We start from the raw sequence: 17,475 nt of genomic DNA, 5'->3' as shown, positions 1-17,475 counted from the left end.
CACGATGGGCCGGAATACGCATCTGCTTCGCTGCGGTTTTGTCACCGGTGATGGCGGGCGTTATGTTTCTCTCAGAGCCGGCTCAAGTCCAAGATGATCAACAAAGGGGGTAAAGTCACGATCCAGGAACAACAGGGGTAGCTCCTTCTCTATGCAAAATGTCGCGATGATCACATCGGCAGTCTTTCTGGTCGTGATGCCCTTTTTACGAAGCGCTCGATAATTGTCGGCACATTTGGCTGCCATATCTTTGCCAAACATTTCATATTGATCTAGCGCCATCAGGCTTTGTTTGGTCTGACGATATTGTTTGTCGTTGCGGATGCCTTGGAGGATTTCCAGAAATATGAGGTCCCCGATAGCGACAGATCCTTGGACTATCGAGGCATCCAACAGGTCAGTATGTGGGTTAGTGACTCCGTTGAAATAGTCGATCCAGACGCTGGTATCCACCAGTATCATCCGGCGCTCCGCATTTCATTCAGGTCGCCTTCCCACTTGACCTTGCCGCGCAGTTTTCGAATTTCCTGTTGCTTGCTCAACTGGACCAGAAGTTTCAGGCCTTGCTCAACGGCTTCTTTTTTGGTTTCGTAGCCAGAGGCTTTGAGGGCTTCGGCCATCAACTGGTCGTCAATGACAATGTTCGTTCTCATGGTGCACCTATGTGTATGGTTTGCAGTTTCTATACACAATCTAGCACTTCGGGGAAAACATAACAATCGGCTGCACAGCGACCGATTTTACGCCGCTTCACGGCTCCAAACCGGCGCGTGAGCCGGGCGTTAAGTCGGACCCTGGCTGGCGCCAGTGCCGCTTAACAATCCGTCGTTAGCTGTGATTGTCCCATCCGAAAAGTGATACTATAGTGCCACTAACAGTCTGATTCAGGGTGAGCCCATGAAAGTCGAGCTTGTTACGAACCTCAAGCGCCAAGCCACAAAAATTCTGGCCGATCTGCACCTGTCTAAAGAACCGGTACTGATCACGGAGCATGGCCAGCCATCCGCATACCTTGTGGATGTGCAGGATTACGAGTTTATGCAGCGCCGGCTTGAGCTGCTTGAGGGGCTCTCACGGGGAGAGCGTGCTGTACTTGAGGGAAGAACGTACAGCCAAAGTGAGGCTAGGGAGAAAATGAGTAAATGGCTGAAGTAATCTGGACGGAGCCTGCCCTTCAAGAACTGGATGCCATCGCTGAGTACATCGCTCTGGATAATCCTGCTGCCGCAAGTCGTCTGGTTAAAGAAGTTTTCGATAAGACCGAGCGCTTGGAAGATTTTCCCCAATCCGGACGGATTCCTCCAGAGCCCCCTAATTCGGTATACAGGGAGGTAGTGGTTCCACCATGTCGCATTTTTTATCGTGAGGATGGGCAGCGGGTTCTCGTTCTCTATGTCATGCGAGAGGAGCGGCAGCTTCGGGCGTACATGCTTGGGAACAGCTAACCAGGCGCGTCGCTCGGATGCCTTTGTCTTCGCTTCGGCGCTATACAGGGCGCTCGTCTTGACGTACGTACCCAGAGGCGTACACTTGGTGAAAAGTTAAACACGCAAGAGGTGCGTCATGACCGGAATCACTGCAACTGAGGCGCGCAGCAACCTTTATCGGTTGATTGACGAGACCGCCGAGTCCCACCAACCAATCGTCATCATGGGTAAGCGGAATAAAGCTGTTCTGGTATCCGAAGAAGACTGGTCTGCTATTCAAGAAACACTTTATCTGCTCTCCGTACCCGGTATGCGGGGGTCTATTCGGGAAGGGATGGATACCCCCGTGGATGCATGCGATGAGGAGCTGGACTGGTGACATGGAAGTTGGTTTACACCAATCAGGCCCAGAAAGATGCAAAAAAGTTGGCCTCCAGCGGCCTCAAACCAAAAGCCCAGGAACTGTTAGCGCTAATAGCGGAAGATCCTTGTCGCAAGCCGCCTCCGTTTGAGAAGCTAATTGGTGATCTTGCGGGGGCCTATTCGCGTCGCATTAATATTCAGCATCGCCTGGTCTACCAAGTACTGGAGGACGAGCAAGTGGTGAAAGTCCTCAGACTCTGGAGCCACTACGAATAATGCATAACCAGCCGTTGTTGCCGGACAATTTTTCCACCGCTTCGCGGCTCCAAAATTGCCGCAAAGCTCAGCGTCAAATCAGTAGTGATACCGGAGCTGGGCGATAAGCAAAGCGTCATCCGTGACTTTGTAAACTATTCGGTGTTCTTCGTTGATCCGGCGAGACCAGTACCCGGCGAGGCTGTGTTTGAGGGGCTCTGGTTTGCCAACACCTTCGAACGGTTCTCGTTTGGTCTCTTTGATCAGTTTGTTGATTCGGTTAAGAATCTTTTTGTCGGTTTTCTGCCAGTACAGATAGTCTTCCCAGGCGTTCTCGGAGAAGATGAGTTTCATTCAAGAAGTTCCTTTTCTTGACCACCGCCTTGCTCCAGCTCGGCAACGGATTCCAGCAAACGCCGTGCGTTTTTTGGTGCGCGCAGAAGGTATGCAGTCTCTTGCAGCGCCTCGTAGTCCTCTAGGGAGATCATTACCACGGACTGCGACTTGCTCCGGGTGATGATCACAGGGGAATGGTCTTCACAGACCTGCTCCATGGTTTTTGCTAGATTGGTTCTAGCGGCTGTGTAGCTAATGGCATCCATAAGGTTGCTCCTGTACAGGATGTTGATCATGGTCAGGATACCGTACGCAAAAAGATTTAACAATCGGCTGCACAGCGACCGATTTTCCACCGCTTCGCGGCTTCAAACCGACGCGTTACATCAGCGTTGACCCGCCGAGATTCCCCACAGCCCATGGAAGGAGTTCTGATGACTGAACATTCCGGTTCTTGCCTGTGTGGCACCGTAACCTTTGATGTAAAAGGTGAGTTCGACAGCTTTTACCTGTGCCACTGTCAGCATTGCCAGAAAGATACCGGCTCGGCCCATGCGGCAAATCTGTTTTCGCACTCAGCCAAGCTGGCCTGGCTGTCGGGTGCAGATGCGGTAACATCCTTTTTGCTTCCTGGCACCCGTCATAGCAAAAGCTTTTGTAAGCGGTGTGGTTCAGCGTTGCCAAACACTCAAATCCCGGGTTTGCTGGTCGTTCCGGCAGGCTGCCTGGATACGGACATCGCTATGTTGCCAACAGCGCATATCTTTTCATCCAGCAAGGCGGCCTGGGATGAGGCGTTAGAGAAGCTGCCAAACTTTGAGGGCCTGCCAGGGTGAGCCGGCTAGCTAATTGGTCGCATCCTAGTAAAATGCTTGCCCCTTAAGCTCAAGACCAAGCTCGGTGATCACCTTTATCGTCATTTCCGCCTATGGCCTGACGCCCATTACCCAGGTTGCGGCACTCAGTACTCTGGTGGGCGGCGTGTTGTTCGGCCTGGGCATTGTGATGGCGTCGGGTTGTGAAACTGGCATGATGTACCGGCTGATGGAAGGGCAGGTGCTGTTCCTGCCGGTTTTTGCCGGCAACGTAATCGGTGCTACGGTACTGGCCTATGGCTGGGATAACCTCGGCATCCATTGGAATAACCCATACTGGTTTTCCACAAGATTGAAACGGCGGGTTAAGCCCCCATATACACTACGGCTGTGGAAGTACGCCGCACCGTGGCAGGCCGGCAGGCCGGCGGGCAGGATTTTGAAAGAAATAGGCTGAGCCTATCCTGAGGTTGGAAATAATCAATTTTTACCGAATTGGCGAAAGCAGTATTCTTTACACCGATTCTTAACCATCAACCCAAACTATCAACAGGAGTTATTCTGAGATGGGTATTATTAACAGCGAAATCAAACCGTTTAAGGCAACCGCATTCAAGCAGGGCGAGTTTGTAGAAATCTCCGAAGCCGATGTTAAAGGCAAGTGGGCTATCTTCTTCTTCTATCCGGCCGACTTCACCTTCGTTTGCCCGACCGAGCTGGGCGACGTAGCGGATAAGTACGAAGAGCTGCAGAAGCTGGGCGTTGAAGTGTTCTCCGTGTCTACTGACACTCACTTCACCCACAAAGCATGGCACGACACTTCCGAAACCATCGGCAAGATCCAGTACTACATGGTAGGCGACCAGACCGGCACCATCACCAACAACTTCGGTGTGATGCGTGAAGGCCAGGGCCTGGCAGACCGCGCTACTTTCCTGATCGATCCGGATGGCATTATCCAGGCGATGGAAATCACTGCTGAAGGCATCGGCCGTGACGCAGACGACCTGATGCGCAAGGTTAAGGCTGCCCAGTATGTTCGCAACCATCCTGGCGAAGTTTGCCCGGCCAAGTGGAAAGAAGGCGAAGAAACACTGGCTCCGTCTCTGGACCTGGTTGGCAAGATCTAAGTTTTTCTGCCACAGAAAAACTGACTGGAAAGAGGCCTGTCCGCAGGCCTCGATCCTCCGAAAACCCCGGCTCTGCCGGGGTTTTTGCGTTGTGGTGTCCGCAAAACCCGCAATCTTGCCACCGGTCATGCCCTGGGCTTCCGATATCGTCTACTGTTGAAGTGAAGCTTGAGGTATTCGAGCGGCTGTGGTGGCCGGGGTTCAGAGTGGGGATGGGTTAACGCGCATACTATAGCTCTGCCCTATTAATCATTTTGCATCAATTAATTTGAGCTTTGTATTGCAGGGCCGTATCGTACATACAACTTCTTTTAACGATTCACTTTGAATTCAGCCACTTGGCTACGAGAGATATCAAGGAGACCCCCGAAATGTTGGATGCAAACATCAAGCAACAACTCCAGGCGTACATGGAAAAGCTGCAGCAGCCGATCGAGCTGGTGGCAGCCTATGACGACAGCAAGAAGTCGCAGGAGCTGAAAGAGTTGCTGGAAGAGCTGGAGCCGATGTCCTCCAAGATCAGCCTGCGAACGGAAGAATCAAGTGACGTGCGTCGCCCGTCTTTCGCGATCAACCGGATTGGTTCCGATATTGGCGTACGTTTCGCCGGTATCCCCATGGGTCACGAGTTCACCTCCCTGGTACTGGCGCTGCTGCAGGTAGGCGGTCACCCGTCCAAGGCGTCACAGGAGCTGATCGAGCAGATCCAGGAGCTGGACGGCGAGTTCGAGTTCGAAACCTACTTCTCGCTGTCCTGCCAGAACTGCCCGGATGTGGTTCAGGCGCTGAACCTGATGAGCGTGCTGAACCCGAACATCAAGCACACCTCCATTGACGGTGCCCTGTTCCAGGACGAAGTTGAGCAGCGTGAAGTCATGGCGGTACCGAGTGTGTACCTGAACGGCCAGCCCTGGGGCCAGGGCCGGATGACGCTGGAAGAAATCGTCGCGAAGCTGGACACCAACTCCGCCGAGAAAGAGGCCGAGAAACTGAACCAGAAAGATGATTTCGACGTCCTGGTGATCGGTGGTGGCCCCGCCGGCGCCGCGGCAGCGATTTACGCGGCCCGTAAGGGCATCTCCACCGGTATTGCCGCTGAGCGTTTCGGTGGCCAGGTGGGCGATACCATGGGTATCGAAAACCTGATTTCCGTGCCTTACACCGAAGGCCCGAAGTTGGTCTCCGCTATGGAGCAGCACGTTAACGAATACGAAGTAGACATCATGAACATGCAGCGCGCCGAGAAGCTTATTCCGGCGGCGCAGCCGGGCGGCCTGCACGAAGTGAAGCTGGCTAACGGTGCCTCGTTGAAGTCTCGCACGCTGGTTCTGGCTACCGGTGCCCGCTGGCGCCAGATGGGTGTGCCGGGTGAAGAAGAATACCGTAACAAGGGCGTGGCCTACTGCCCGCACTGCGACGGCCCCCTGTTCAAGGGCAAGCGCGTAGCGGTCATCGGTGGCGGTAACTCCGGCGTGGAAGCAGCCATCGACCTGGCCGGTATTGTCGGCCACGTAACCCTGATCGAGTTCGGCGAGCAGATGCGCGCAGACGAAGTGCTGCAGAAGAAACTGCGCAGCCTGGATAACGTGAAGATCATTACCTCTGGCCAGACCACCGAGGTGGTGGGCCAGAACGGCAAGGTGAGCGGTCTGAACTACATCGACCGCACCACCGGTGAGTCTCACCACATCGAGCTGGAAGGTATCTTCGTGCAGATCGGCCTGGTGCCGAACACCGAGTGGCTGAAGGGTGATATCGAGCTGAGCCAGCACGGCGAGATCATCGTTAACGACCGCAACGAAACATCCATTCCGGGTGTGTTCGCGGCCGGCGATGCCACCACGGTGCCCTACAAGCAGATCGTGATCTCTATGGGCGAAGGTGCCAAGGCTGCCCTGAGCGCCTTCGACTTCCTGATCCGTAATTCTGCTGAGTAAGTTGTTCACACAAGCCTGAATTCAGGCTGACCCCTGAAACCGGCGCTCACGGGAAGTGGGCTGCCGGTTTTTTTATGGCTTCAGGAACGGTCCGAGATGTCCTGTTCCAGGCTGCCCGTCTTGGTTTGGGGCTGGCCATCCGCTTCAAACAGGTGGCCATAGGCCCGGCGAACGCCGTCAACGATGAAATCGAAGGGCACATCGTCGAACACGCCGTGATCGTTGATGTATTCCATATGCGCCTGGCCGTCTTCCGTGAATTCCTGGAAGACCGAGTCGTTCACCCCATCAAACGGCAGGGGCTCTACCTTCATCAGCTCGCATAACTGGCCGAGAGCGTGCGTGGCTCGGTTCTGAACACGTAGGGGTTGTACTGGATGCTGTCGCGCACCGCCAGATACAGCGCCTTGATCTGTGCCACCGGATTTTCCGGTATGCCTGTGAGTTGCTGCCGGACCCAGGCGTCGACGGCGGGATGGTCGTAGTCGAAGAAGGGGGTGGCTCTCAGGTAGTTTTCCATTCGGGGCATCCAGAGTTTGCGCATGGTCGGCTGATGATCTCCCGATTAGCAAGCTACAGGCAATGACTTATTCCACCAAAGCCATTGCCCAGCCTGCTCACACCTTTCCCTCAAACCCCTGCATGACATTGACCGCATTCACGCCAATGGCGTCGACATCGTAGCCGCCTTCCATGGTAAACACGGTGGGTAAACCCAGCTGCGCCAGGCGCTGCCCCAGGCTGAGGTAGTCTTCAGATGCCAGCTTGAAGAACGAGATGGGGTCGTGCTCGAAGGTGTCCACGCCCAGCGCCACCACCAGGGCATCGGGCTTGAACACTTCAATGCGCTCGCAAGCGGTTTCCAGGCCCTGGCTCCAGGTGCTGTAGGGTGTGCCCGGTGGATAGACGATGTTCAGGTTGTAGCCCTCGCCGGAACCTTCACCGATCTCGTCTTCAAACCCGAGAAAGTGCGGGAACACCAGATCCGGGTCGCCGTGCAGGCTGATGGTGAGCACATCGGCCCGGTCGTAGAAAATGGCCTGGGTGCCATTGCCGTGGTGGAAGTCCACATCCAGGGCAGCAACCTTGCCATAGCCCTGGTCCCGGAACGCCTGGGCCACGATGGCGGCGTTGTTGAAGAAGCAGTAGCCGCCGAACAGGTCGGCGTGGGCGTGGTGCCCTGGTGGCCGGCACAGTGCGAAAGCGGCGCGCTCCCCGTCGGCCACCAGTTTCTGGGCGGTCAGGGCCACGTTGGCGGAAGCCCGGGCGGCTTCCCAGGTGCCCTCGGAGATCGATGTTTCGGCGGCAAAACTGTAGTAGCCCAGCCGGCCATCGATGTCCCTGGGAACCCGGTGGCGCATGCCCCGGCCAGCCCACACGGCGGGAATCGCTTCGCCGGGCTTGCCCGCGGCCAGCCAGTCCTGCCAGCAGGTTTCCAGAAACGCCACGTAATCCGGTGTGTGCACGCGCTGGATCGGCGCCAGCCCGAATTCTTCCGGTTCCAGAATCTCGCCCAGTGCCTGGCTCTTCACCCGGGCCAGGATGGTCTCGGCTCTTGAGGGCTTTTCATGGGGTTCAATCAGCAAGCCGCCGTCCAGTTCGGTGCGCACATGGCGCCGGCTGTGCAACGGGGAGAAGACGGTTTTCATAGGGCGCGAGTCCTTGATGTGAACGTGAAAGCACGCTGGCACAGCTTTGTGCGTGGCTCAAACCTGGTAAGTGTGGCAGGCTGGGGCGCAGCATCGGGAGAGGGGATTACCGCTATGACAGAATTGGTTGCCGGGCTTACGCTCAGCCAAGGGCTGGGGCAGCTGTGTGGCCTGGTGGCCCTGGGGTTCTGTATTGCCGGTTTTGCCAACAAGAACGACGACCGGCTGATGGTGTTGCTGATCTCCGCCAACGTGGCCTTCGCCCTGATGTTCGCGTTCTTTCAGAGCTGGACGGCGGCCGCCCTGACGGTACTGGTGATCCTGCGCATCGCCCTGGCACGCCGGTACCAGGGCAACTGGTTGATCATGGCGGCCATGCTGGTGGTCAATCTGCTGGTGGCCTGGGCAACCTGGACATCTGCTACCGATGTGTTCCCCCTCACCGCCGCTGTTCTCGGCACCGTCGGCATGTTCATGCTCCGGGGTATTCCCCTGCGTATTGTTCTGGGCCTGGCGGCGCTCGCCTGGATGCTCAATAACCTGGTGATCGGATCCGTCGGCGGCACTCTGGCGGAAGGCATGGTGCTGGTCACCAATATTATTACCATCATCCGGCTGTACCGGCTGCAGCAGAAGTACCCGGATTTCAGGCCCGGAGACTGAGCATGGTCTGATTCAGCTCAGTGCCTCCGGGGTCAGCCTGTCGCTCACAAGCTCCCGGCTGGTGACGCACAAAGCTCCGGCCATGGCTCCGGCCCGAAGGCAGTCGGTTAGTGTTCCCCCTTGCAGGTAGCAATGCAGAAATCCGCTGAAAAAGGCATCGCCGGCGCCATTGGTATCAATCACTTCAGGCACCTGGATGGCGGCTTGTTCCAGCCATTGTCCGTCGTTGCTCAGCAGGGTGGCGCCGGCAGACCCGTGGGTGCAGACCACAAACGCTTTGCCGCCGCGAATCAGCTGCTCCATGGTGCGCCGGTAATCCGGGAGGTTGTCACTGGACAGGAAGATGACTTTGGCGGCGTCGATGAATGGTTGATGGTAGGGATCTGAACCATCGTAGTCATGAAGGTCTGTCCAGACCGGTTGTCCGGACGCTTGCAGCCAGCCTAGGGCAGGTTTGACGTAGGCAAGGATGTTGGCCACTACCAGGTCGGCTCCGGGCAACTGTGCCATTACCGGTTGCCAATCCACGGTTTCCGGCGCTGCCGGTGGCTGAACGAACAGGGAGATGCGTTCGCCGGCGGCTGTCATCAGGTTGACGTGTTGCTCCGTTGCGATGTCGGTGGCTTCAACCAGCAAGCGGATACCGGGTTTCGCCAGTTGTTGGCGGATGGTCTCGGCTTCTGCGTCCCGGCCCAACAACGTATGCAATGTTATCCGATGCCCCAGAGCCGCCAGGTTCAGGCTTTTGCCGGCGCCGGTGCTGCCCAGGCTCCGGTAGGCCTGCCGAGGCCAGATGGTCTGGGGCACCGGGGAGGGAAGCTGGTCCAGGTGAATGATGGTGTCGAGTGATGTTCCGCCAAGGATCAGAATGGAGGATGACATGAGTGGTGCCCCGGTGAGTGAGTTCCATCCAGTTTAAGCGGCTACTTGCGGGCGTACCTCATTCCGGCCCCTCAGCCCCGGAGTTAAAGCCAAGGGAGGATTTCCTGTTTGCGACTGACTCAAACAACCATGATTCAGGACCTCGATGGCCAATTTCCGGTCGCCCCGCGCTGGGCTATCTTGATGGAACTGACGTGACCAACAATAAACGGATCCGAATCCGAGTGAGCAGGTTATGGGTAAGCAGCACTACGACGTCCTGATTATTGGCGCCGGAGTATCCGGCATCGGCATGGCCTGCCACCTGAAACGGGAATGCCCTGGCAAGCGTTTCGCCATTCTGGAGCGCCGCCAGTCCCTCGGCGGCACCTGGGATCTGTTCCGTTACCCGGGTATCCGCTCGGATTCCGACATGTTCACCTTTGGCTACAACTTCCGACCCTGGACCGGCGGCAAGGTGCTGGCGGACGGCGCTTCGATCAAGAACTACGTGGCTGAGACCGCGAAAGAGAACGATGTCGAGCGCCACATTCGTTATGGCGTGGCGGTAAAAAGCGCGGACTGGTCCAGCGCCGACAAATGCTGGACCCTCACCGCCGAGAGCGAGCAGACCGGTGAACTGGAAACCTACACGGCCAGTTTCCTGGTGGGTTGCACCGGCTACTACAACTATGACCAGGGCTACAAACCGGATTTCCCCGGCGAGAGCGACTTCAAGGGCCAGGTTGTGCACCCCCAGCACTGGCCGGAAAACCTGGACTACACCGGCAAGAAAGTGGTGGTGATCGGCAGTGGTGCCACGGCTATTACCCTGGTGCCCACCATGGCGGAGAAGGCTGCCCATGTAACCATGCTGCAGCGCTCGCCCACGTACCTGATGCCGCTGCCGTCAACCGATAAAATCACCCTGGCCATGCAGAAAGTACTGCCGGCCAGGACCGCCTACCGGCTGACCCGGGCCCGTAACATTTCCATTTCCCGGTTTTTGTTCGAACGCTCCCGCAAAAGCCCGAAAGCCATGCGCCGCCTGTTCCTGTCGATCATCAAACGCCAGCTTAACGGTAAGGCTGACATGCGCCACTTCAGCCCGGACTACAACCCCTGGGACCAGCGCCTGTGTGTGGTGAAAGACGGCGACCTGTTCGAGGCCATCAAGGCGGGCAGCGCGTCGATCAAAACCGATCACATCGAGCGCTTTACCGAAACCGGTATTCGCCTGAAATCCGGCGAGGAACTGGAAGCAGACATCATCGTTCCGGCTACCGGCCTGGATATCCAGATGCTGGGTGGCATCAAGCCCCGGGTAGACGGCCGGGAGGTGGTGCTCAAAGACAAGGTGATCTACAAGAACGTGATGGTGGAAGGGGTGCCCAACGCCGGCATGATCTTCGGCTACACCAACATCTCCTGGACCCTGAAAGCGGATATCGCCAGCGAGTACCTGTGCCGGCTGATCAACCATATGGATCGCAAGGGTTATGAGGTGGCGGTGCCCCGGGACACCGAAAACAGCCGTGGTGACGAAACCATTCTGGGTTCGCTGGACGCCGGCTACATCAAGCGTGCAGAAGACCGGCTGCCCCGCCAGGGCACCCATGGCCCCTGGAAGGCTTCGCAGGATTACCTCACCGATGTGAAGATCCTGCGCTTCGAGCCTATAGAGGATGGCTACCTGGAATTCGACGGCCAGCGCAGCCTGGCCGGCCAACCGCAGAGTGCCGGTTTCCTGCGGCCCCTGCGCTCGGCCCTGTTCGGCTCCTGAGTTACTGGAACGCCGGCCGGATAATGTCCCGGTAGTTGCGGATACGCTGCACGTAGTGCACCGGTTCGTAACCCCGGGCGTAGCCATAGCGGGTGCTGGGGTAGTAGCGTTTGTCGGCTTTCAGGGGCAGTACTTTCTCCATGTCTTCCCAGGAATCCGGGTTCTTGCCCAGGTCCCGGGCCAATTGCCGGGCATCCAGCAGGTGGCCGCGGCCGATGTTGTAGCTGGCCAGGGCCAGGAAGGTGCGGTCCGGCTCCGGGATGGTTTCCGGCAGGCGGCGATGGCGGTCGGCCAGGTAGCGGGCACCGCCGTCAATGGAAGCAACCGGGTCCAGCCGGTTGGTCACCCCCAGGGATTTTGCGGTATTCAGGGTCAGCATCATGATGCCCCGCACGCCGGTGGGCGACCTGGCTTTCGGGTTCCAGTGGGATTCCTGGTAGGAAAGCGCTGCCAGCAGGTCGGCCGGTATGCCGGTTTTCTGCTCGGCTGCCCGGAACAGGTCGATGTAGTTCGGCAGCCGGTCTTCAATCCGCCGGTTCAGGGCCCGCAAGTCGACAAAGTCGAAGTCGCCGATATAGGCGTAGTAGCGGTTTTCCATCCGGCCCAGGGCTTCGTCACCTTCCTTGCTGTTCATCCACTCCCGGGCGTCTGCTGCCAACTCGTCTGAGCCGGCAGGCAGGTACCAGCCCAGGTTACGTCCTTCGGTCAGGTTCATGGCCACTTCCAGGTGCGGGAAGTGCCGGCGCATCACCTGCACAATGTTGGAGTCTGCCACGGTGCAGCCCACATTCCTGTCTGCCACTTCGGCCAGGATCACTTCGGTAGTGCGCTCGCTGTCTTCCCGGAATTCAATCTCCGGATGCTGTCCGGCCAGTTCGTTCAGTGTGTCCACATAGCTGGAGCCGGCGGTGACCGCAATATCGATTCCCTGAATGTCTTCAGGTTTGCGGGGCAGGGGGCGATCGTCACGGTGGCAGACCAGTTGCTCGGTGATCTCGGTGTGGGCCGGCCCCGGCGTGAACAGCTCGTTGCGGCTGTGCAGGTGGGTCAGGCCGGAGGCTGCCAGGTGGGTAGTGCCGGCTTCCAGGGCGGCGAGCACATCGGCGGTGGAGTCCAGCATGGTCCACTCCACCTCCCAGCCACGGGCCTGGGCGTAGTCGGAGACCAGGGCGTACTCGGGGCCGACAGGGTTCTCGTGCCGGTCAAGGTAATAGGTGGTCGAGCCGTTTCGGGTGGCGACCTTCAGAATACCGGTTTCCGAGGGCGGCTTGAGCCCGGTGCTTTGGGCGGGCGTTTCCTGCTGCTCGCTGCACCCGCCCACCATCATTAAAACGGCGGACAGGCCGAGGGTGAATTTCCATCCGGACTGCATGATGGGTCATCCTTTTTTCTTATGTCGTGAATTTATATAGATCTTACTCTCCGTTAAAACTACGCACCGATCAACCCTGTGGATTTCCTCCCCGGCATAGCTCAGGGCTGTGTTATCACAAATGCTGATAGGCAAGGGCCCTTAGCATCCTTACGATAACGGCTTCCTGTTGTTCGAATAAGGACACCACCTTGCCTACCGGATTACGTTCGGCCTTTGCCTACCTTGCCCTGACTGCGGCCGTGCTTTCGGTGCTGCCCGGTATGCCGTTGCTGGGTGCTGCGGCGGCTGGTATGGCGATACTTCTGGGCTGGCAGGACATGCGTAACGTGCCCCGTGCGGTGTTTGTGGTGGCCCTGGCCATGCTGATCTTCGCCCTGGGCTACGACCCGGCGCTGATCGTAACCGCCGCCGGCAACATGACCCGCCTGGCGGGCCTGATGCTGGCGGTGATGCTGTTGTCGAACGTGCTGGCCCGCACACAGGACCTGCAACAGATTTCTTCCAGCCTGTTTGGTGGCAAGCCGCTGACCCGTTATCTGAGCCTGGCCTTCGGTACCGCGCTGGTATCCATTCCCCTGAACTTTGGTTCGGTCGCTGTGGTGGGCAGCCTGGTGGGGGAGCGTATCCGTCGCAATGGCGATTCCGAATCTACCCGCAATGCCACGCGGGCTGTTTTGCGGGGGTTCGGCGTGGCACCCTCGTTCTCGCCCCTGTCTATCTCGGTGGTGCTCACCCTGACGCTGCTGCCACAGGTGAGCCTGTTGTCGCTGCTGTCGCTGGCGATACCGTTTTCTGTGTTCATGGTGCTGGCGGGATTACGCTGGCGTGAACCGGAACCGCTGGAAAACACCGAGCAGGGCGGTGCTGGTGCCGGCGCGGGCAGTTGGCTGCGATTTGGTGGCCTGATTCTGGCGGTGTGTGTGGGTGTACTCTGGCTCAGCCATCAGTTCGGGCTGAGCTATGCCCATGCGGTGGCTCTGAGCTGCCTGGGGGCGGTGCTGTTGTACCGGGTTCTGGGATGGCTGCGAGGGCAAAATCCGCCCATGACCAGCATGGCCAATGTCAGCAACGAACTGGCCATTGTGGGTGGTTCGGCCTTTATCGGGGCGGTGCTCAGCGGCGTGGTACTGGGCCAGATCAGTGGTCAGCCGGAATTGCCGGTGTGGCTCTGGGCCCTGCTGGCCGCTGGTGTGCCCTGGGCGTTCTTTGCCGCCGGGCTGGCGGGTATGAACCCCATTATTATTGCCACCCTGGTGGGCGGCATTCTGGGTTCCCTGTGGCCAACCGCGGCCCAGCTGGGCCTGGCGATTGCCATGGTTACCGGCTGGGGTATTACTGCCTTCGGCACACCCTTTGCGGCCAACGCCCTGATCATGGAACGGCTGACCGGATACCGGGCCCGGGATGCCTCCTTCCGCTGGAGTCTGCCGTTGTCTCTGTGCGGTTTGGGCGCGGCCAGCCTTCTGGGCTTCAGCCTGACGTTCTGGCTGGCCTGACGCAGGGTTCCGTCAAGGCTTGGAGCCCATCATCCGTTCCAGCGCCTGCGGGTTAGGCAGGCCCTGAACCATTTTCACATTGCCTTCACCATCCTTGTACAGGGTGCTGGGGGTGGCTTGCAGGCCCAGTTGCTGCATCAGGCGGTTGTTGGCCTTCACGTCCATATGGGCGGCGCTGACTTTCTTGCGGTCGACCTCTATGCCACCCTGCTCGTAGTTGCCCTGATGCTCATGCAATGCAGCTTCCGGGTTGTCGCTGCCAAGAATGGTGGCGGCCTTGGTCAGGCTGTCTTCCCGAAGAATACCCACCATAATGTGCCGTAGCTGCACCTTGCCGGCATCAATCCATGCCGCTGCCTGCTGGCGGAACCGGTGGCAGTAGGGGCAATTGGGGTCGGTGAAGGTGTAAATCACGGTTTCGGCGTCTTCGGCGCCGTCACGCACCCAGTTGCTGCTTTCCAGCCGGGGCCAGGCTTCGGCGAATTTCGGGCCGGTCACCAGCTCTTCGATGCTTGCAGCACTGAGGTTGGTGCCTTTATCGTCCAGCAGCGTACCCACAATCACATGGTCTCCATCCGGGGTCAGGTAAAACGCCAGGGAGCGCCCCTGCATCTCACCTACGTAGCCAGTCATGCCGCCCGGCGCTTCGAAGCTTTCCAGGACGGTAACGCCCTGTTGCTCCAGCGACTGGATTGCGGGTGGGTAGTCCTGGGCTTGTGCCGCCATGGCAAACAGGGCAGACGATAAAACGGTGCCCTTGATCAGGCGTTGGGCAAGGGGAGTGCTCATCGGGATGTTAACTCCTTGGATGGGGATGAGTTCAGGAAGCTGGCATCGAAGCGTTCGAGGCTCCGGGCCAGGCTGGCGCGGGACAGTTCGCCCATGTGGGTATCCACAAGGTGGCCTTGGGCGTTATAGAACAGGGTGGTTGGCAAGCCGTGGCTGCCGACTACCCGGCCAAAACGGTTCTGCCTGTCGCTGAGTACGTGGCTCAGGTTCAGGTTCTGTTCCATCAGGAACTTGCGGATGGTTTCCGGGTGCTCGCCCTGGTTGGCGAAGACAAAGTTCACGTTCGGATAACGCTTCTGGGCTTCTTCCAGCACTGGCATCTCGCGGATGCAGGGCGGGCACCAGGTGGCCCAGAGATTGACCACCGTAGGCTTGTCACCGGCCAGGTTGGCCAGGTCTACCGGGCGTTCGTTCAGATCGGTCAGGGCGACGTCCGGCAGGCCCTGGGTTTGCTGGTTCATCAGGGCGATCAGGCCGCTGATGCCGCCCCAGGTAATCAGCCCGGCGGCAACGGCCGAGCCCAGTGCCCGGCGCATGGCGGCCCGTTTCCACATCAGGTAGCCGGTGAACGCCAGGGCAGCCAGCAGGCCGGTCACCATATCGAAGCCGCCATCGCGGATGTCGATCATGCCCAGCCAGTCGCCCTGGTACTCGCCGAAGTAACGCACCACAAAGCCGATACGAGCACTGACCATGGCCACCAGGAAGATATCCGCCAGGGTACCGGCCACGGGGGTTTTCTCCTTACGGCCAGTCAGGGCGCCTACAATCAGGGCGACCACAAAGGCCAGGACCAGAAGCAGGTGCCCGATGGACAGGCTGAGGGGGCCAACGCCTACGCTGAGCATGGAATCTCCGGAATCCAGTGGGTTTTTACCGGCATACGGCGGCTAATGACCGGAGACATTCATGGGAGTTCCATGTTTTTGCAAAAATGAAAGCCTGCTAATAAAAACCACCTATAGCTATTTGCCGGGTGCTCTGTTACCGTGCCTGCATCCTGCCTCTAGGGATTCCGCAGTTTCCGGCCAACGGCCGCTTTGCGAATCATCCATACGACCTGTCAGAGGACGTCACCCCGAACCCGGCGTGTGACCGTAGTCGTCTTTTATTCCATGAATGTTCATGGCATCTGCCCGCATTCGCCGCATCCGGTGTTCGTGGAGGCAGAATCAATCAAGAGTACACCGTATATGAGTTTTTCTTCTCTCGGTTTGTCCGAGCAGCTGGTCCGTGCCACCGCCGATCAGGGTTATGAAACCCCGTCTCCCATTCAGCTGCAGGCAATTCCTGCGGTGTTGTCTGGCAAAGACGTAATGGCCGCGGCCCAGACCGGCACCGGTAAAACCGCTGGTTTTACCCTGCCTTTGTTACAGCGCCTGGCGGAAAACCCCCGCACTGGCAAAGGCCCCCGCGCCCTGATTCTCACACCTACCCGTGAGCTGGCCGCCCAGGTACACGATAGCGTGAACCTTTACAGCAAATACGTACCCACCAAGGCCGCCGTGGTGTTTGGTGGCGTCAAGATCAACCCGCAGATGATGAAGCTGCGCAAGGGCCTGGACGTACTGGTGGCAACACCTGGCCGTTTGATGGACCTGTATCAGCAGAACGCTGTGCGCTTCAACGAAGTGGAAATCCTGGTACTGGACGAAGCTGACCGCATGCTGGATATGGGCTTTATCCGCGACATTCGCAAGATCCTGGCGTTGCTGCCGGCCAAGCGACAGAATTTGCTGTTCTCTGCCACCTTCTCCAACGAAATCCGCACCCTGGCCCAGGGCCTGCTGGATAACCCGGTACAGGTGGAAGTGGCGGCCCGTAACACCACCGCCGAGAAGGTGAAGCAGTCGGTTTACCCGGTAGACCAGAGCCAGAAGACTGCGCTGCTGAGCAAGCTGGTGCGTGACAACGCCTGGGACCAGGTGCTGGTATTCACCCGCACCAAGCACGGCGCCAACCGCCTGACCCAGAAGCTGGAAAAGGACGGCATCACCGCCGCCGCCATTCACGGCAACAAGTCACAGGGTGCCCGTACCCGTGCGCTGGCAGACTTTAAAGCCGGTGAAGTGCGCGTGCTGGTTGCCACCGACATCGCCGCACGTGGCCTGGACATCAAACAGCTGCCCCAGGTGGTGAACTTTGAACTGCCGAACGTGCCGGAAGACTACGTGCACCGCATCGGCCGTACCGGCCGCGCCGGCGAAAGTGGCCATGCGTTGTCGCTGGTAAGTGCCGATGAAGGCAAACTGCTGGCGGGTATCGAAAAGCTGATCAAGAAGCAGCTGCCGCGCAAGGAAGTGGAAGGCTTCGAGCCGAAAAACAACCTGCCGCTGAAGCCCAAGGCCAAAGCAGACCCGAGCAAGGCGCGGAATCGTCGCCCTCAGGGTGGCAATGGTAAGAGCTTTGGCCCGAAGCCGGCTGGTCGTAGCGGCGGTCGTGGCCGTGGCGGTCAGGGCGAAGGACAAGGCCGTGGCCAGGGGCAGGGCAGAAGTGGCCGCCCGGCCCAGCGCCAGAGCGCGTGATCTGATCCGGTTTTCCGGACAATAATAAAGCGGGGCTGAAGAGTCCCGCTTTTTTGTTTGGTGCGCCAGGC

Annotated in this window: 23 protein-coding genes; 12 read left to right on the top strand and 11 right to left on the bottom strand. The window is 58.6% G+C overall.

The window, feature by feature from the left end:
- Nucleotides 1–60: 60 nt before the first annotated feature.
- Together Q668_RS13710 and Q668_RS13705 are read right to left on the bottom strand one after the other, a co-directional pair.
- The gene (locus Q668_RS13710) at nt 61–462 is read right to left on the bottom strand and encodes a PIN domain nuclease (protein WP_022990191.1); all 402 of its coding nucleotides are present in this window, start codon (nt 460–462) and stop codon (nt 61–63) included.
- Nucleotides 459–653 (bottom strand): type II toxin-antitoxin system VapB family antitoxin, encoded by a 195-nt coding sequence (locus Q668_RS13705; RefSeq protein WP_022990190.1) that lies wholly within the window; start codon nt 651–653, stop codon nt 459–461. Before Q668_RS13705 ends, Q668_RS13710 begins: the two co-directional genes overlap by 4 nt.
- Before the next feature lie 244 nt (nt 654–897).
- Here Q668_RS13705 and Q668_RS13700 point away from each other — a divergent pair, with 244 nt between their 5' ends.
- The 4 genes from Q668_RS13700 to Q668_RS13685 all read left to right on the top strand — a co-directional run bounded on the left by Q668_RS13700 (nt 898) and on the right by Q668_RS13685 (nt 2,066).
- The gene (locus tag Q668_RS13700) at nt 898–1,155 is read left to right on the top strand and encodes a type II toxin-antitoxin system Phd/YefM family antitoxin (RefSeq protein WP_022990189.1); all 258 of its coding nucleotides are present in this window, start codon (nt 898–900) and stop codon (nt 1,153–1,155) included.
- Nucleotides 1,143–1,445 (top strand): type II toxin-antitoxin system RelE/ParE family toxin, encoded by a 303-nt coding sequence (locus Q668_RS13695; protein WP_022990188.1) that lies wholly within the window; start codon nt 1,143–1,145, stop codon nt 1,443–1,445. Before Q668_RS13700 ends, Q668_RS13695 begins: the two co-directional genes overlap by 13 nt.
- A 118-nt stretch (nt 1,446–1,563) precedes the next feature.
- Nucleotides 1,564–1,806 carry a type II toxin-antitoxin system Phd/YefM family antitoxin gene (locus Q668_RS13690; protein ID WP_022990187.1) on the top strand — a complete coding sequence of 81 codons (243 nt, stop codon included), beginning with the start codon at nt 1,564–1,566 and terminating at the stop codon, nt 1,804–1,806.
- Complete coding sequence (locus Q668_RS13685) at nt 1,803–2,066, top strand: Txe/YoeB family addiction module toxin (RefSeq protein ID WP_022990186.1); 264 nt, start codon at nt 1,803–1,805, stop codon at nt 2,064–2,066. Before Q668_RS13690 ends, Q668_RS13685 begins: the two co-directional genes overlap by 4 nt.
- Before the next feature lie 78 nt (nt 2,067–2,144).
- On the opposite strand, the gene Q668_RS13680 is transcribed toward Q668_RS13685, so the two are convergent.
- Complete coding sequence (locus tag Q668_RS13680; protein WP_008938367.1) at nt 2,145–2,399, bottom strand: Txe/YoeB family addiction module toxin; 255 nt, start codon at nt 2,397–2,399, stop codon at nt 2,145–2,147.
- Nucleotides 2,396–2,647, bottom strand: coding sequence for a type II toxin-antitoxin system Phd/YefM family antitoxin (locus tag Q668_RS13675; protein ID WP_012137510.1), 252 nt, complete (start codon nt 2,645–2,647; stop codon nt 2,396–2,398). The genes Q668_RS13680 and Q668_RS13675 overlap by 4 nt, the downstream gene beginning before the upstream one ends.
- A gap of 168 nt (nt 2,648–2,815) precedes the next feature.
- On the opposite strand from Q668_RS13675, the gene Q668_RS13670 reads away from it, so the two are divergent.
- The 4 genes from Q668_RS13670 (at nt 2,816) to ahpF (ending at nt 6,263) form a co-directional block, all read left to right on the top strand.
- Nucleotides 2,816–3,217, top strand: a complete 402-nt coding sequence (locus Q668_RS13670) for a GFA family protein (RefSeq protein ID WP_022990185.1) — start codon at nt 2,816–2,818, stop codon at nt 3,215–3,217.
- Nucleotides 3,218–3,281: 64 nt separating this feature from the next.
- Nucleotides 3,282–3,653, top strand: a complete 372-nt coding sequence (locus tag Q668_RS13665) for a YeeE/YedE thiosulfate transporter family protein (protein WP_022990184.1) — start codon at nt 3,282–3,284, stop codon at nt 3,651–3,653.
- A 109-nt stretch (nt 3,654–3,762) separates the two neighbouring features.
- Nucleotides 3,763–4,326, top strand: coding sequence for an alkyl hydroperoxide reductase subunit C (ahpC, locus tag Q668_RS13660; protein WP_022990183.1), 564 nt, complete (start codon nt 3,763–3,765; stop codon nt 4,324–4,326).
- 371 nt (nt 4,327–4,697) lie between these two features.
- A complete protein-coding gene (ahpF, locus tag Q668_RS13655; RefSeq protein WP_022990182.1) occupies nt 4,698–6,263 on the top strand; it encodes an alkyl hydroperoxide reductase subunit F in 1,566 nt (521 codons plus the stop codon).
- 80 nt (nt 6,264–6,343) lie between these two features.
- Here ahpF and Q668_RS17530 read toward each other — a convergent pair whose 3' ends face one another.
- From Q668_RS17530 to Q668_RS13645, 3 genes are all read right to left on the bottom strand, one after another.
- The gene (locus tag Q668_RS17530; RefSeq protein WP_022990181.1) at nt 6,344–6,577 is read right to left on the bottom strand and encodes a hypothetical protein; all 234 of its coding nucleotides are present in this window, start codon (nt 6,575–6,577) and stop codon (nt 6,344–6,346) included.
- Nucleotides 6,577–6,807 carry a hypothetical protein gene (locus Q668_RS17525; protein ID WP_227498365.1) on the bottom strand — a complete coding sequence of 77 codons (231 nt, stop codon included), beginning with the start codon at nt 6,805–6,807 and terminating at the stop codon, nt 6,577–6,579. The genes Q668_RS17530 and Q668_RS17525 overlap by 1 nt, the downstream gene beginning before the upstream one ends.
- 73 nt (nt 6,808–6,880) lie before the next feature.
- The gene (locus Q668_RS13645; protein ID WP_022990179.1) at nt 6,881–7,912 is read right to left on the bottom strand and encodes a histone deacetylase family protein; all 1,032 of its coding nucleotides are present in this window, start codon (nt 7,910–7,912) and stop codon (nt 6,881–6,883) included.
- Between the two features lie 114 nt (nt 7,913–8,026).
- On the opposite strand from Q668_RS13645, the gene Q668_RS13640 reads away from it, so the two are divergent.
- A complete protein-coding gene (locus Q668_RS13640) occupies nt 8,027–8,575 on the top strand; it encodes a YgjV family protein (RefSeq protein ID WP_022990178.1) in 549 nt (182 codons plus the stop codon).
- A gap of 12 nt (nt 8,576–8,587) precedes the next feature.
- On the opposite strand, the gene Q668_RS13635 is transcribed toward Q668_RS13640, so the two are convergent.
- Nucleotides 8,588–9,457: a carbohydrate kinase family protein gene (locus Q668_RS13635; RefSeq protein WP_022990177.1), complete on the bottom strand. Its 870-nt coding sequence runs from the start codon at nt 9,455–9,457 to the stop codon at nt 8,588–8,590.
- A 235-nt stretch (nt 9,458–9,692) separates the two neighbouring features.
- Here Q668_RS13635 and Q668_RS13630 point away from each other — a divergent pair, with 235 nt between their 5' ends.
- Nucleotides 9,693–11,219 carry a flavin-containing monooxygenase gene (locus tag Q668_RS13630; RefSeq protein ID WP_022990176.1) on the top strand — a complete coding sequence of 509 codons (1,527 nt, stop codon included), beginning with the start codon at nt 9,693–9,695 and terminating at the stop codon, nt 11,217–11,219.
- Nucleotide 11,220: 1 nt separating this feature from the next.
- Here the strand turns inward: Q668_RS13630 and mltF are convergent, their stop codons facing one another.
- A complete protein-coding gene (gene mltF / locus Q668_RS13625) occupies nt 11,221–12,591 on the bottom strand; it encodes a membrane-bound lytic murein transglycosylase MltF (protein ID WP_022990175.1) in 1,371 nt (456 codons plus the stop codon).
- A gap of 191 nt (nt 12,592–12,782) precedes the next feature.
- Here mltF and Q668_RS13620 point away from each other — a divergent pair, with 191 nt between their 5' ends.
- Complete coding sequence (locus Q668_RS13620; protein ID WP_022990174.1) at nt 12,783–14,090, top strand: hypothetical protein; 1,308 nt, start codon at nt 12,783–12,785, stop codon at nt 14,088–14,090.
- Nucleotides 14,091–14,102: 12 nt separating this feature from the next.
- Here the strand turns inward: Q668_RS13620 and dsbG are convergent, their stop codons facing one another.
- Both dsbG and Q668_RS13610 read right to left on the bottom strand, forming a co-directional pair.
- Nucleotides 14,103–14,879, bottom strand: a complete 777-nt coding sequence (gene dsbG / locus Q668_RS13615; protein WP_022990173.1) for a thiol:disulfide interchange protein DsbG — start codon at nt 14,877–14,879, stop codon at nt 14,103–14,105.
- Entirely contained in the window at nt 14,876–15,727 is an 852-nt protein-coding gene (locus Q668_RS13610) for a TlpA disulfide reductase family protein (protein ID WP_022990172.1), read from the bottom strand. The genes dsbG and Q668_RS13610 overlap by 4 nt, the downstream gene beginning before the upstream one ends.
- A gap of 345 nt (nt 15,728–16,072) precedes the next feature.
- On the opposite strand from Q668_RS13610, the gene Q668_RS13605 reads away from it, so the two are divergent.
- Nucleotides 16,073–17,404, top strand: coding sequence for a DEAD/DEAH box helicase (locus Q668_RS13605; protein ID WP_022990171.1), 1,332 nt, complete (start codon nt 16,073–16,075; stop codon nt 17,402–17,404).
- The last annotated feature ends 71 nt before the right edge of the window (nt 17,405–17,475 follow it).

The organism is Marinobacter sp. ES-1, from assembly GCF_000475255.1.
Classification (GTDB): Bacteria; Pseudomonadota; Gammaproteobacteria; order Pseudomonadales; family Oleiphilaceae; genus Marinobacter; species Marinobacter vinifirmus.
The sequence above is the reverse complement of the archived record's forward strand: the minus strand, read 5'-3'. Positions and strand labels throughout refer to the sequence as shown.

Excerpts from the sequence above, each read along its gene's own strand:
- Q668_RS13710 (WP_022990191.1), bottom strand. The coding sequence starts at position 462 with ATGATACTGGTGGATACCAGCGTCTGGATCGACTATTTCAACGGAGTC.
- Q668_RS13705 (WP_022990190.1), bottom strand. The coding sequence starts at position 653 with ATGAGAACGAACATTGTCATTGACGACCAGTTGATGGCCGAAGCCCTC.
- Q668_RS13700 (WP_022990189.1), top strand. The coding sequence starts at position 898 with ATGAAAGTCGAGCTTGTTACGAACCTCAAGCGCCAAGCCACAAAAATT.
- Q668_RS13695 (WP_022990188.1), top strand. The coding sequence starts at position 1,143 with ATGGCTGAAGTAATCTGGACGGAGCCTGCCCTTCAAGAACTGGATGCC.
- Q668_RS13690 (WP_022990187.1), top strand. The coding sequence starts at position 1,564 with ATGACCGGAATCACTGCAACTGAGGCGCGCAGCAACCTTTATCGGTTG.
- Q668_RS13680 (WP_008938367.1), bottom strand. The coding sequence starts at position 2,399 with ATGAAACTCATCTTCTCCGAGAACGCCTGGGAAGACTATCTGTACTGG.
- Q668_RS13675 (WP_012137510.1), bottom strand. The coding sequence starts at position 2,647 with ATGGATGCCATTAGCTACACAGCCGCTAGAACCAATCTAGCAAAAACC.
- Q668_RS13670 (WP_022990185.1), top strand. The coding sequence starts at position 2,816 with ATGACTGAACATTCCGGTTCTTGCCTGTGTGGCACCGTAACCTTTGAT.
- ahpC (WP_022990183.1), top strand. The coding sequence starts at position 3,763 with ATGGGTATTATTAACAGCGAAATCAAACCGTTTAAGGCAACCGCATTC.
- ahpF (WP_022990182.1), top strand. The coding sequence starts at position 4,698 with ATGTTGGATGCAAACATCAAGCAACAACTCCAGGCGTACATGGAAAAG.
- Q668_RS17530 (WP_022990181.1), bottom strand. The coding sequence starts at position 6,577 with ATGAAGGTAGAGCCCCTGCCGTTTGATGGGGTGAACGACTCGGTCTTC.
- Q668_RS17525 (WP_227498365.1), bottom strand. The coding sequence starts at position 6,807 with ATGCGCAAACTCTGGATGCCCCGAATGGAAAACTACCTGAGAGCCACC.
- Q668_RS13645 (WP_022990179.1), bottom strand. The coding sequence starts at position 7,912 with ATGAAAACCGTCTTCTCCCCGTTGCACAGCCGGCGCCATGTGCGCACC.
- Q668_RS13640 (WP_022990178.1), top strand. The coding sequence starts at position 8,027 with ATGACAGAATTGGTTGCCGGGCTTACGCTCAGCCAAGGGCTGGGGCAG.
- Q668_RS13635 (WP_022990177.1), bottom strand. The coding sequence starts at position 9,457 with ATGTCATCCTCCATTCTGATCCTTGGCGGAACATCACTCGACACCATC.
- Q668_RS13630 (WP_022990176.1), top strand. The coding sequence starts at position 9,693 with ATGGGTAAGCAGCACTACGACGTCCTGATTATTGGCGCCGGAGTATCC.
- mltF (WP_022990175.1), bottom strand. The coding sequence starts at position 12,591 with ATGCAGTCCGGATGGAAATTCACCCTCGGCCTGTCCGCCGTTTTAATG.
- dsbG (WP_022990173.1), bottom strand. The coding sequence starts at position 14,879 with ATGAGCACTCCCCTTGCCCAACGCCTGATCAAGGGCACCGTTTTATCG.
- Q668_RS13610 (WP_022990172.1), bottom strand. The coding sequence starts at position 15,727 with ATGCTCAGCGTAGGCGTTGGCCCCCTCAGCCTGTCCATCGGGCACCTG.
- Q668_RS13605 (WP_022990171.1), top strand. The coding sequence starts at position 16,073 with ATGAGTTTTTCTTCTCTCGGTTTGTCCGAGCAGCTGGTCCGTGCCACC.